Source organism: Phyllobacterium zundukense (assembly GCF_025452195.1).
GTDB classification, from domain to species: domain Bacteria; phylum Pseudomonadota; class Alphaproteobacteria; order Rhizobiales; family Rhizobiaceae; genus Phyllobacterium; species Phyllobacterium zundukense_A.
The window spans coordinates 83,779-96,702 of record NZ_CP104972.1 but is presented as its reverse complement, the minus strand read 5'-3'; the positions used below and the strand labels follow the sequence as shown (position 1 = coordinate 96,702).

Below are 12,924 nucleotides of genomic sequence, written 5' to 3'. Positions count from 1 at the left end.
CATCGTCCTGTCGGAACGACGCGCTTACTTACCAGCTCAAAACCACCTTGCCTGAACTGCCAGACCGCATCGCATCGAAGCCAGACTGGAAATCATCGATCGGCAGCCTGTGCGTGATAATGGGCGACAGATCGAGACCTCCTTGCACGAAGGCAATCATCTTGTACCAGGTCTCGAACATTTCGCGGCCATAGATACCTTTGAGATTGAGCATCTTGAAGATCACCTTGTTCCAGTCGATCTCGAAACCTGTCGGCGCAATGCCGAGAATGGCGATCTTGCCACCATTGTTCATCTTGTCGATCATGTCGCGAAAAGCCGGTGCCGCGCCGGACATTTCCAGCCCGACATCAAAGCCCTCGGTCATGCCGATGTCCTTCATCACGTCGGCGAGATTTTGCGTCGATGCATCGACCACATGATCTATCCCGAGTTTGCGGGCGAGCGCCAGGCGCGCAGGATTGATATCGGTGATGACGACCTTGCGGGCTCCTGACCGCTTGGCAACCAGGGCGCCCATGATGCCGATGGGGCCTGCGCCGGTAACCAGCACATCTTCACCAACCAGATCGAAGCTCAAAGCCGTATGCACGGCGTTGCCAAAGGGATCGAAGATCGCAGCGATTTCATCGGAAATATCGTCGGGGATCGGCACGACATTGTCTTCCGGAATGCAGACATATTCGCCGAAGGAACCCGGCCGGTGTACGCCGACGCCGAGCGTGTTACGGCAAAGATGGCCCCTGCCTGCGCGGCAATTGCGGCAAATGCCACAGACGATATGGCCCTCGCCGGAGACACGCTGCCCGACCTTGTATTTGGTCACGGCCGAACCGATTTCAGCAATCTCTCCACTGAACTCATGACCCACGACCATCGGCACCGGGATCGTGGCTTCAGCCCACTTGTCCCAGTTGTAGATATGCACGTCAGTGCCGCAAATGGCAGACTTTTTGACCCGGATCAGCACGTCGTTAGCACCAGGCTCCGGGACCGGAACGCGCTCCATCCAGATCCCGGGTTCCGCCTTCGCCTTGACCAGTGCCTTCATCATGTTCGACATACTATTTAGCTCCGATGATGCCGAGATCACGCCCGACTTCAGCAAAAATCTCGATCACGCGAGTGACATCTTCCGTGGTGTGGGCGGCCGACATTTGCGTGCGGATGCGAGCTTGGCCTTTCGGCACCACCGGAAAGGCGAAACCGATGACATAAACGCCTTTGTCCAGCATGCGCGAGGCCATTTCCTGCGCCAGTGTCGCGTCGCCGAGCATCACCGGAATGATGGGATGATCGGCGCCGGCCAGATTAAAGCCAAGCTTTGTCATATCGCGGCGAAAATGCGCGGCATTGGCGTTGAGGCGCGCGCGCAGGTCCGCGCCCCGGTCGATCAGATCGAACACTTTCAGCGATGCTGCCGCAATGACAGGCGCCAGCGTGTTTGAAAAAAGATAGGGCCGGGAGCGCTGACGCAGCCAGTCGACCACTTCGCGCTTGCCGGATGTATAGCCGCCCGAAGCCCCGCCCAGCGCCTTACCCAGCGTACCGGTAATGATATCGACACGGCCTTCGACGCCGCAATGCTCGGCGGAGCCGCGACCATTTTTTCCGACAAAGCCCACGGCATGGCTGTCGTCCACCATGACCATGGCACCGTATTTTTCGGCAAGGTCGCAAACACCCTGCAGATTGGCGATGATGCCATCCATCGAAAACACGCCGTCGGTCGCAATCATCTTGAAGCGACTGCCTTCAGCTTTCTTCAATTCTTCTTCCAGCGCCGCCATGTCATTGTTGGCGTAACGGAAGCGCTTGGCTTTGGAGAGGCGTACGCCGTCGATGATCGAGGCGTGGTTGAGCGCATCGGAAATGATGGCGTCTTCCTCGCCGAGCAGAGTTTCGAACAGACCGCCATTGGCATCGAAACAGCTGGAATAAAGGATCGTGTCTTCCAGACCGAGGAAGCTGGAGATGCGGGCTTCAAGCTGCTTGTGTTCCTCCTGCGTGCCGCAGATGAAGCGTACCGATGCCATGCCATAGCCGTAGCGGTCGAGTGCTGCCTTGCCGGCTGCTGCAAGTTCTTCGTTGTCAGCAAGCCCGAGGTAATTGTTGGCACAGAAGTTGAGCACCTTTGCACCCGAATCCACAACGATCTGTCCGGCTTGTTTGGAGGTGATGACGCGCTCGGTCTTATAAAGCCCGGACTGTTTCAGCCCCTCGAGCTCGGAAGACAGGTGATCGATAAAAGGCTTGGACATGGCTTTTCCTGCTCTGCGCCTGATGATGGGGCAACTCTCGCAGTGTCATCTCACGATCAGGCCAATGTCTCAAGCCCCGGCTTTAGAGCTGAACCAGATGTCCCGACGAAACCTCGGCATATTGACGGATCGGAACTGCGAAATCCGGCGCCCGAACGGGGCTTTTGATCTCGTCATTGGACACAGGCCGCTTTACACCGCGCCGTGAAGGATCTGGAACGGGTACTGCAGAAATCAGCTTTCTCGTATAGGGATGCTGCGGATTTTCGAAGATCGCCGCACGGGGCCCGATTTCGACGATTTCGCCAAGATACATGACCGCGATGCGGTGGCTGACCCGTTCAACCACGGCGATATCGTGCGAGATGAACAGATAGGCGAGGTTCAGGCTAGCCTGCAGGTCGAGCAGAAGGTTGATGACCTGCGCCTTTATCGAAACGTCGAGTGCAGAGACGGATTCGTCAGCAACGATGATCTTCGGATCGAGCGCCAATGCGCGGGCAATGCAGACACGCTGACGCTGGCCGCCGGAGAATTCATGCGGATAGCGACTTGCCATTGCCGGGGTTAGGCCCACGCGCTCCAGCAGATCGGCCACACGCTCACGTGCTTCGGCACGGGTTCCAAGCTTGTGTTCGAGATAGGGCTCTGCAATAGCCGCCCCCACGGTCATGCGCGGATTTAAACTGGCGAACGGGTCCTGGAATATCATCTGCATGGTCCGGCGCATATCCCGCAGCTGCTTCGGATCCATGGTCAGCACATCCTGGCCATTGAGCAGGACTTCGCCGGCCTGCGCTGGAACGAGGCGCATGATCGAGCGTCCCGTGGTTGATTTTCCGCAGCCGGATTCGCCAACGAGCGAAAGGGTTTCGCCGGGCTGCAATGTGAAGGAAAGATTTTCAACGGCATGCACCCGTCCCTCAAGCTGGCCAAACATGCCGGAATGGATGTTGAAACGCGTCGTAAGATTGCGCACATCCAGAAGCGGCCGGACGCCCGCCTGCACCGTATCGGCCGCTTCGACCGGCGTATCGGATGTGCCGGTAGCGCGATCGACCACCGGAAATCGCAAAGGCCGCTCGCGGCCTTTCATCGAGCCCAGAACCGGAACTGCCGACAGCAGTGAACGCGTGTACGGATGCTGCGGCCGCGCGAAGATATCCTCGGTCTTGCCGGTTTCGACCGCCTCGCCATTATACATGACCACGGTCCGGTCGGCGATCTCCGCCACTACGCCCATATCGTGGGTGATAAAGAGAACAGAGGCACCCTCCTCGTCCTGCAACAATTTTATAAGATCGAGGATCTGGCCCTGAATGGTCACGTCCAGAGCTGTGGTTGGTTCATCGGCGATAAGCAGTTTTGGTTTGCTCGCCAGAGCCATCGCGATCATCACGCGCTGGCGCATCCCGCCCGAGAAGCGATGTGGATATTCATTGAATCGCGATTTCGCGGCAGGTATCCGCACCTTTTCGAGAAGCCGGATGGTTTCTGCCTTGGCCTCGGCACGCGAGATGTTGTGATGGCAAAGTAGTGCCTCGCTGATCTGTTGGCCCACCGTGAACAGCGGATTGAGGCTGGTCATTGGTTCCTGGAAAATCATCGCGACGTCATTGCCGCGGATGCCGCGCATCTGGCTCTCCGGCAGGGCAAGAATGTCCTTTCCTCCCAGCATAATTTTCCCCTCGATACGGCTCTTGTCCTTTTGCAGAAGCCGCATGACAGAAAGCGACGTGACGCTCTTGCCGGACCCGGATTCGCCCACAATCGCCACGGTCTCGCCGGGCGCAACATCGAAGGAGACGTTGCGCACCACCGGTCGCCACTGACCATCGGCCAAGAAGGATGTGGTCAGGTTCGAAACCGACAGAACGGGGGCGGTGGGCGTTTCCATGAGCTATCCTCCGGTCAATCTGGCCAGCGCATCAGGCCAGCGATACGACGGGCGTAACGTTCTTCAAACGGGGTTGAGATGATTTCATTCGAGGCTCGTGCCTTGCTGAGCTCCTCGTCGAGACGGCTCGCCACGATTTTCTCCTCGCCAGGATGCAGGTTGCATGGATCCATATAGAAAAATCCGTGCTCTGCTTCATGATCGCGAACGATGACCGGGTGCGCCCCTCGCGCCAGCGTATCGGCAAGGTCCCACGCTGTGATATGCGCTTCTTGCGGGTTGACGGTCACCCGCAAGCGGTCGAGCGGATTGTGGGTTGGATCCGGTTCGATCTCGGCGGTGACACCGGGCCTTCCCGCTAGCGTCTGCTTCCACAAGTTGAGATAGCCGGTTTCCTTTTCGCGGATACCGGCATGGTCGCGCTTCTCCCATGCTTCGAGTGCTGCGACAGTGCCAAGGATGCTTTCCTTGCCCAGCTTCATGCCGCGGCCAATGCCCATATTCTGTAGGAACGCATTGCGAACCAGATCCTTGCGCCCGGCAACAATACCACCCGTTGGTCCGCCGAGAAACTTGTGCGACGAATAGAGCGCGATGTCGGCACCTTCCGCTAGGAAGATTTTCAGATCGTATTCGGAAGCGGCGTCGACGATGACCGGAACACCGCGCGCATGGCAAAGCTCGGCAAACTTCTTCAGGGCGATCAGGCCATACTGGACTGTGTGATGCGAGACCACGAAGACCGCGGCAGCCGTACGCTCGTTGATGGCACCCTCGAGATGGTACGGATAGCAGGACGTGGCCTGGCCGATAAGCACCGCCTTCGCGCCCGCAAGCCTGATGCCTTGGTCAACCGGCGCGCCATAGCTGACGACATGGCCAGTCTGTATGATTACTTCATCCTTCAGACCGGTGGTGTCCGGCAGTCGCTCTATTGCAGCAAGATCGCTTCCGGTCATTGTCGCCGCCACGGCGAGACTGATTGCGGCCGAACAGGATGCGGTGACAAAGCCCGCATCGCCGCCCGTCAAACGTGCGATCACCGGGCTCGCTCGCTTATGCAGGTCGTTGATTTCCACGAATTGCGGGAGTATGGCACTCATTGCCGCGACCGCCTCCGGCACCACGATTGACGCCCCCAGCGATGTCATCGTCCCGGAAACGTTGATCACGGGTCTTAGTCCCAGCGACTGGCGTATATCGGGCTGCATATGAGAGTCGGTCATGGTATTCTCCTCGAAGCGTATTCCGTTTGCTTGGCATATATGCCGTTATAATGTAATAACGGACCGAAGAACTTTAGCGATAGTGCCAGGAGCCTAAGAGTGGACGCGAAGACATCAGACATGGACGCACCTGTTTCCAGTGAAGAAACGACTGCCCGCCGCTCGCGTGTCAGCGGTATCGATCGTGCCCTGCAGGTTCTTGATTATCTGTACGAAACGGGAAGTCCGGCGGGCGTCTACGCGATCGCCAAGGCCATTGGCGCTCCCCTTTCCACCGTCTACGTGATCATCGACGATCTCGTTGAAAAGAACCTCCTGTCGCGCAATGGCGATAACACCGTCTGGCTGGGCGCGCGGCTCTACCACTATGGTCTTGCCTATGCGCGCTCGCTGGATTTTCTCAATGTCGCCAATCACGAGATGCACAATCTCAGTCGCGTTTCGGGCGAAACGGTACAGGTCTGCGGTCGCGATGGCGATCATATGATGGTGCTGGCGATGGCTGACGGCCCGGGGCATTTTCAGGTGACGTCGCGTGTCGGCACCCGCGTGCCGCTCAACTGGACTGCATCCGGCCGCCTGCTGGTTGGTCATCTGCCGGAACAGGAACGGCTGGACTTGTTCGAGCATTGCGCAAAATCCTCTCCGACTGGGCGCGCCGTGATCGATCCGTCCGTTTTGTCCGAGTCGGCCAAACAAGCCCTGCAGGCACGCATCTCCATACAGGCGGGCGAATCCGACTATGCGGTTGCCTGTATCGCCTCGCCGATCTGCGATGACAATGGCGCCTGTATTGCCACCATTTCCATCGTTCTGCCCGAACAGAAGATCACCGACAATCCCGATCGCTACACAGCCGAGGTCAAGGCCTCGGCGGAGCGGATCGAAACGGTGATGGGCTGGCGCAGTCATTCCTGATCTCAATCCTTCAACGAAATAATTGCCTCGATTTCCACGGTGATATTGCCGGGCAACGAGCTGAAGCCAACGGCTGAACGCGCATGGTTGCCGGCTTCACCAAAAACGTTGATCAGCAAGTCAGAGCACCCATTGATGACCGAGGGATGATCGGCAAAGTCCGGTACTGCGTTGACCATGCCGAGAAGCTTCACTACTCGTTTCACCCGCCGCAAATCTCCGAGCGCCGAATGCATGACCGCCAGCAGGTTGATGCCGGTCAGACGCGCATGCTTGTAAGCTTCTTCGACGCTCACATAACCTCCGACCTTGCCGGTGTGCATGTACCCGTCCTCTTCCCGCGGTCCTTGCCCCGACAGGTAAAGCATATTGCCTTCCTGGATGTGGGTAACGAAGTTCGCGATCGGGCTCGGCGCCGGGGGAAGAACTATGCCCAGCGCCTTGAGACGATCGTAGGGGGAAACGTCGGCATTGATTGCCGGACTTGACAGGTCACTCAAGGCGAATTCCTCAACGGTATGAATAGGGCGCAATGGCGCCGGATGTTTCAGGCTTTACAGGTTGGTAGCGGCTGGCGGCGATCGGTTCATTGCCGAGCACTGCCCAGTGTGGCTCGAACAATTTGTCGAGCCTTGCTTCGTACCCCATCGAGTCGATGACCGTGAGATCGGAATCGGCGAGCTCGAATATGGTGAAGTCCGCACGCGTTCCGACCGACAAGAGGTTCTCCGTCGGCAGATTGATCGCCGATGCCGGGGAGAGCGTCACCGCCTCCACCACCTTGTCGAACGGCATGCCGACGCTCAGGAGTTTGGACATCGTGGTGCCGAGGTCCCACACTGCAAAGTTCAAACTGCGCAGATGAATATCGGTCGAGATCGAAAACGGTAGAAGTCCGCGCTGGATCGCGACTTCCGCCACGCGGAACGAGAACGATGCGCCGCCGTGACCGATGTCGAGACGTATCCCCTCACCCGCGCAACGTGCCGCCAGTTCGAAAAGATCATCGTCTTCGATGATGCTGCTACCGACCTTGCCGTTGAAGCAGTGTGTGATGATATCTCCCGGGCCGAGGATCTCCAGCACTTCGTCGTAAAGCGCTGGCGGTTCACCAACATGCACCATCATCGGGATTTTCAGTATCTTGGCCAGCTTCTTGCCGACTTTAACCGGAGTAACACCCCAGGAGCCTGTGATCACATGGCTGGCACGCACCTTTAATCCGACGATGTGATCGCGGTTTTCATTGACGCAGGCAACGGTACGATCGATATCGATCGACTTGATGTCGCTGAGTTCGCTCACCCGGTTGCAGGCTACGAGCCCGATGGAGCCCAGGTTCAGAAACGCCTTGATACGTTCACGCGCCGGATCAATGATGTATTCACGAAATCCGTGGAAATTGGCTTCACCCGCCGAACCCGCGTCAACGATAGTGGTGACGCCCCGCTCGGCGCCGCACAGTTGCGGGCGCACCGAAATATCCGTGCCGCCGTGCCAGATATGCGTGTGCAGATCGACCCAGCCTGGAGAAATCCATGCGCCCTTGCCGTCGACACGGCGCACATCGCCATGGACATTCAGCGAAGGCCCAAACTCGGCAATCCTGCCGTCAGCATCGATCAGGATGTCCATGGTGGACGAAGGCGTATTGGGTCCGAACGAAACCGGTTTGACATTGGTCAGCAGCAAGCGCCCTTCGATTGGAGAATTGGCGGTTGCAGAAGAGGCAGGCATGATCAGAGATCCTTTCTGAGGCGGGGATCGAGAAGGTCGCGGAAACCGTCGCCAACCATCTGCAGGGAAAGAACGGCAAGCACGATGGCGATGCCGGGGAATAGCGTCATCCAGTCCGCCTTGCCGATATATTGACGGCCGGACGCGATCATCGTGCCCCAGGTTGGCACTTCGGGGCTGACGCCAAGCCCGAGGAACGAGAGTCCCGCTTCCGCGAGCATGGCATTGGCGAAGAGGAATGTCCCTTGCACGAGAATGGGCGATAGCAGATTGCGCAGGATATGCCGCGTCATGATATGCGGCGTCGAGATTCCAAGCGAGGTCGCAGCCTCCACATAGGGCAGTTCGCGAATGACCAATGTCGAGGCGCGAACGATACGAGCAAGGCGCGGTGCATAGACGATACTGAGTGCGACGATGACTGTGGTCAGCGATGGCCCGAGTGCTGCAACGAGCGCAATCGCCAACAGAATATCCGGAAAGGCCATCATCGCGTCGATAAGGCGGGTAATCGGCGCGTCGAGCTTCTGGAAAAATCCAGCGAGGATGCCAAGGGTCACGCCGATCAATGATGCAAGCACCACCACGGCGAAACCGACCAATAGCGACAACCGCGCCGAAAAGATCGTCCGCGAGAATACGTCGCGGCCGAATTCGTCCGTGCCAAAGAGCCACTTCATGTCCGGTGGCTTCAGGCGGTTGACGATGGACAATTTGCTCGGCGAATAGGGTGTGATCAGAGGTGCGAAGACCGCAAGAAGCACGAAGATGGCGAGAACGATCAGCCCGAACAGCACGGTCTTGCGCCGGATCAATATCCGGAAAAATTTCGAGCGCTCGCTTGTAGGGACGTTGGTTGCAATATCGGCCATCAGTAGCGCACCCTTGGATCGACGACGAGGTAGAGCATATCGATGGCAAAGTTGATGAGGACGTAGAGCGCTGCGATGATCAGCAGCGCGCCCTGGATGACAGGGTAGTCCCGCCGCAATACCGCTGACACCACAAGACTGCCGACACCGGGAAGACCAAACACGGTCTCTGTGACGACAGCACCCGAGATCAGCACGGCAGCTGTCAGACCGAGGACGGTGAGGATCGGAATCAGCGCGTTCTTGAAGGCATGTTTTAGGACGACCCGCCGCTCATCCACGCCCTTGGCACGCGCCGTGCGAATATAGTCGTCGCCAAGTACATCGAGCATTGAGGCGCGGGTGAAACGCATGATGAGTGCGGAAGAGACGATGCCGAGCGCGAACGCCGGCAGCACCAGATATCCAAGCCGTTCCATCAGCGATGTTCCCGGCCCGCCATAGCCGGATACGGGAAACAGGCCAAATCGTACGGCGAATATCTGCATCAGGATGAGTCCCAGCCAGAAGCTTGGGATACTTGCGGCCAGCATCGCTACTGCCGTTGCTGCCTGATCGAAGAATGACCCGCGCCGGTATGCAGCATAAATGCCGATCGGAATGGCGATGACGCTGGCAATCAACAGCGAGAAGATTGTGAGAAAGAAGGTCGGTTCGGCGCGCTGGGCCAGCGCCTGCAGTACGGGCTGGTTGAGAAAGATGGACTGCCCGAGATCGCCCTTGAACAGATTGCCGATGAAATAGATATATTGCAGCAGAATGGATTGATCGAGCCCGAGTTGCTGACGCAGCGCTGCAATATCCGCCGCAGTCGCCTCCGGCCCAAGCATCACGGCAGCGGGATCACCCGGCGTAACGCGCACGATGATGAAAACTATCGTCACCACCAGAAACATAACGATGATCATGCCGATAAAGCGTTGGAGTATGTAGCGGAGCATCTGGCCGGATCGTTCTCTCTTGCGGTTTTACTGAAGAATGGTCGCAGGCTGGGAGGCCCCAGCCCGCGACCGTTGCACTTGCGCTATTGCTTCAGCGACACGTTCCAGAAATAGGGCCATGGCGCTGGCGTGAAACCTTCCAGCTTTGGTGACTTGGCCGAGAGCGCGTTGAAATCGCCGATCTTGATGATCGGGACTTCGGCATAGATCACTTTCTGTACTTCGGCCCAAAGTTCAACGCGCTTCTTTGGATCGACCTCAGAATTGAAGGCATCGACGGCCGCCTTGCGGGCGGGCGTATCCCAATTACCGGGCGCGCTGGTCGACATGGCGCCAATCAAAGCGGGCTCCGGCAGGAAGGGACTGTGGCTGATATAAATGTCCCAGAGTTTCGGGTCGGCGCGGCGCTGGGTCAGCGTTGCCCAGTCCACGACCTGCATATCCACCGTGAAGCCCGCAGCCTTCAGATACTCGGCGGCAACCTGCGCCATCTTGTAGTGGAATTCATATTGACGGCTGGTCAGGATGCGGATCGGTTCGCCATTGTAGCCGGCCTTCTTCATCAGCTCGGCAGCCTTTTCCGGATCAGCGACATTATAGGCGCCTTCGGTGCCCGCATCGGTCTTCCAGCTATATCCATCGGGGTACATCGACGCATTGAGCGAATAGAAATCGGTACTGCCGAAGGCCGCGGCCATCATGTCTTCCATGCTGAGCAGAATCGCGAATTGCCAATCTGATATCCTGGTTCTTGGTGATGCCAGTACTGGTGTTCATGACGAAGACCGGCCAGCCGAATGGCTTGAGCAAAACGGCTTCAGTCGTTTTCTGGTCCTTCAGCCGGTCATAGGCTTCAACCGGAAGGCTGTCGACGTAGTCGAACTGGCCGGAAACCGCACCTTCGACACGCGTATTGGCATCCGGCACAGGAACAAAGCGGATTTCATCGAGATACTGATGCCGCGCACCACCATAGCCATTTTCGTCGCCTTCGGGTGATTTGTAGCCGTCGAAACGCGCGAGCTGGATATATTGGTCAGCCTTGCGTTCCTTCAGCATATATGGGCCCGTACCAACCGGATCGGTCATCGGGTTTTGCTGCTTCTCGCTCGGGAGGATGATCGCGGCGGCATTGTTGAAAGCCAGCAGCGAAACGAGCGGGGCATAAGGTGCGTTAAGAGTGATTTTCACAGTCGCAGGATCGGCAGCTTCGATCGAAGCGATCATCGAGGCTGTCTGCTTGCCGCGCGAGGCAACTTCTGTCCAGCGTTTTAACGAGGCGACGACGTCGGTGGAATCCATATCCGTGCCGTCATGGAACTTGACGCCGGTGCGAAGCTTTATCGTGTAGACTTTGCCGTCAGGCGAAACTTCGGGAAGACTGGCAGCGAGAAGTGGTGTGACGTTCCAGCTTTTGTCGAACGTGTAGAGGGTTTCGAAAATGTGCTGCGAGACGATGCCGACGAGATCCGCCGTCGAGGCCATGGCATCGAGTGTCGGCGGCTCGCCGATCGTGGCGACGTTGATGACCCCGCCTTTTGTCTGAGCGAAAGCGGAGGGGCTAACAGCAATCAGCGCTGAACCAAGAAGGAGTGCGAGCTTCAGTGATTTCATGACGGTTCCCTTAGTTATTCCACAATAATGGATTATAGTGTTTTATAGTAGAATAAGAACAAATGCTGACGGGACTGTCAATTCAAAAAACAAAAGGGCCGCGCGATGAAGCGCAGCCCTTATGTTTTGATAGGAGTAGATGGGTTAAATTATTCCGCCGCCGCCAGCGACGCTTACTGGTCGTTCCCTGCCGACCAATTCGCGGTAACCACTCTTGCGATAGGTGGCGACAGGATCGATCGCTCCAGCTGATCGCCGGCGCGCCTCGGCGAGGATTGGTTCGACATCGGTGCGGTAGGCTCGCTTCAATGCATTGGAAGCCATCAGCGCATCGTTCTCATCCTGGTAAGCGCTCAATGCCTTTCGATCCACCAGCAAAGCCTGAGCGTAAGCCCGGCGAATTTCATTGGCGCTTGAGATCAGGCTTTCGATCGGATCAGTGACATTGTGCGACTGATCGATCATGTGGGCGGGATGGAAGTTCTCTACGCCGCGATCTTCCGCGTCGACGAGTTCATTGAAGACGAGAAACAGGCGATAGGGATCGATCGAACCCGCATCGAGATCGTCATCGCCATATTTGGAATCATTGAAATGGAAGCCGCCTAGTTTCTTGAACTGGATCAGCCGCGAAACGATCATCTCGATATTGGTATTCGGCGCATGGTGGCCGAGATCGACAAGGCAATAGGCTTTCGGCCCCAATGTCCGCGCGATCAGATAGTTTGTCCCCCAATCCTGTACCACGGTCGAATAGAAAGCCGGCTCATACATCTTGTGTTCGGAGAAGATGCGCCAATCATCCGGCAGCGCTTTATATATTTCCGACATGGATCCGAGATAACGCTCGAAGGCCTTGGCAAAATTGCTCTGCCCCGGAAAATTGGAGCCATCGCCAACCCACACGGTCAGGGCTTTCGAGCCAATCGCTGCACCGATCTCGATACATTCGATATTGTGCTCGATCGCCTGTGTCCGCGTCGAAGCATTCACATGGCTGAGTGATCCATATTTGTAGGAATGCGCCTGATCGGGTGCATCGGAGAACGTGTTGGAATTCATTGCATCGAAACCAAGGCCGTGTGCATCGGCATGAGCCTTCAGATGTTTTGGATCCGCCTTGTCCCAAGGGATATGCAACGACACATTCGGCGTTGTGCGTGTCAATTGCTGGATCACCGCACAATCGTCGAGCTTGTCGAAAATGCCGCGCGGCTCGCCTATGCCGGGAAAGCGCGCAAACCGCGTGCCGCCCGTGCCAACACCCCACGACGGTATGGCGACGAAAAATTCCGCGACCTTGCTGGTGATTGCATCGATATCGATGTTGCGTCGCGCGAGATGGGCGCCCAGCGCCTCATAGTCGCTCTTGTGTGCAGCGAGCAGCCGGTCGTTTTCGGTCGCTATCAGTTCACCGGAAATATGTAGCTCAGCCATGATGTCCTCCCAAGACCGACA

10 protein-coding genes and 1 pseudogene are annotated in these 12,924 nt (G+C 57.4%); 1 reads left to right on the top strand and 10 read right to left on the bottom strand.

The window, feature by feature from the left end; genetic code table 11:
* Positions 1–28 precede the first annotated feature (28 nt).
* The 4 genes from tdh to N8E88_RS07905 form a co-directional block, all read right to left on the bottom strand.
* Positions 29–1,063, bottom strand: coding sequence for an L-threonine 3-dehydrogenase (tdh, locus tag N8E88_RS07920; protein ID WP_262292036.1), 1,035 nt, complete (start codon positions 1,061–1,063; stop codon positions 29–31).
* A 1-nt stretch (position 1,064) separates the two neighbouring features.
* Positions 1,065–2,261 carry a glycine C-acetyltransferase gene (locus tag N8E88_RS07915; protein ID WP_262292035.1) on the bottom strand — a complete coding sequence of 399 codons (1,197 nt, stop codon included), beginning with the start codon at positions 2,259–2,261 and terminating at the stop codon, positions 1,065–1,067.
* Between the two features lie 82 nt (positions 2,262–2,343).
* Positions 2,344–4,158: an ABC transporter ATP-binding protein gene (locus N8E88_RS07910; protein ID WP_262292034.1), complete on the bottom strand. Its 1,815-nt coding sequence runs from the start codon at positions 4,156–4,158 to the stop codon at positions 2,344–2,346.
* 14 nt (positions 4,159–4,172) lie between these two features.
* Positions 4,173–5,369, bottom strand: a complete 1,197-nt coding sequence (locus N8E88_RS07905; protein WP_262292379.1) for an aminotransferase class V-fold PLP-dependent enzyme — start codon at positions 5,367–5,369, stop codon at positions 4,173–4,175.
* Positions 5,370–5,504: 135 nt separating this feature from the next.
* Between N8E88_RS07905 and N8E88_RS07900 the strand changes: the two genes are divergently transcribed.
* Positions 5,505–6,302 carry an IclR family transcriptional regulator gene (locus N8E88_RS07900; RefSeq protein WP_262292378.1) on the top strand — a complete coding sequence of 266 codons (798 nt, stop codon included), beginning with the start codon at positions 5,505–5,507 and terminating at the stop codon, positions 6,300–6,302.
* A 2-nt stretch (positions 6,303–6,304) separates the two neighbouring features.
* On the opposite strand, the gene N8E88_RS07895 is transcribed toward N8E88_RS07900, so the two are convergent.
* The 6 genes and pseudogenes from N8E88_RS07895 to rhaI all read right to left on the bottom strand — a co-directional run bounded on the left by N8E88_RS07895 (position 6,305) and on the right by rhaI (position 12,903).
* Positions 6,305–6,802 (bottom strand): RidA family protein, encoded by a 498-nt coding sequence (locus N8E88_RS07895; protein ID WP_410010572.1) that lies wholly within the window; start codon positions 6,800–6,802, stop codon positions 6,305–6,307.
* A gap of 10 nt (positions 6,803–6,812) precedes the next feature.
* On the bottom strand, positions 6,813–8,039 hold the full coding sequence (locus N8E88_RS07890) for an amidohydrolase/deacetylase family metallohydrolase (RefSeq protein WP_262292033.1): 1,227 nt from the start codon (positions 8,037–8,039) through the stop codon (positions 6,813–6,815).
* Positions 8,040–8,041: 2 nt separating this feature from the next.
* On the bottom strand, positions 8,042–8,911 hold the full coding sequence (locus N8E88_RS07885) for an ABC transporter permease (RefSeq protein ID WP_262292032.1): 870 nt from the start codon (positions 8,909–8,911) through the stop codon (positions 8,042–8,044).
* The gene (locus tag N8E88_RS07880) at positions 8,911–9,852 is read right to left on the bottom strand and encodes an ABC transporter permease (RefSeq protein WP_262292031.1); all 942 of its coding nucleotides are present in this window, start codon (positions 9,850–9,852) and stop codon (positions 8,911–8,913) included. Before N8E88_RS07880 ends, N8E88_RS07885 begins: the two co-directional genes overlap by 1 nt.
* A gap of 83 nt (positions 9,853–9,935) precedes the next feature.
* Positions 9,936–11,466 (bottom strand): annotated as a pseudogene (locus N8E88_RS07875) (ABC transporter substrate-binding protein).
* Positions 11,467–11,610: 144 nt separating this feature from the next.
* Entirely contained in the window at positions 11,611–12,903 is a 1,293-nt protein-coding gene (gene rhaI, locus N8E88_RS07870) for an L-rhamnose catabolism isomerase (RefSeq protein WP_262292030.1), read from the bottom strand.
* Positions 12,904–12,924 lie beyond the last annotated feature (21 nt).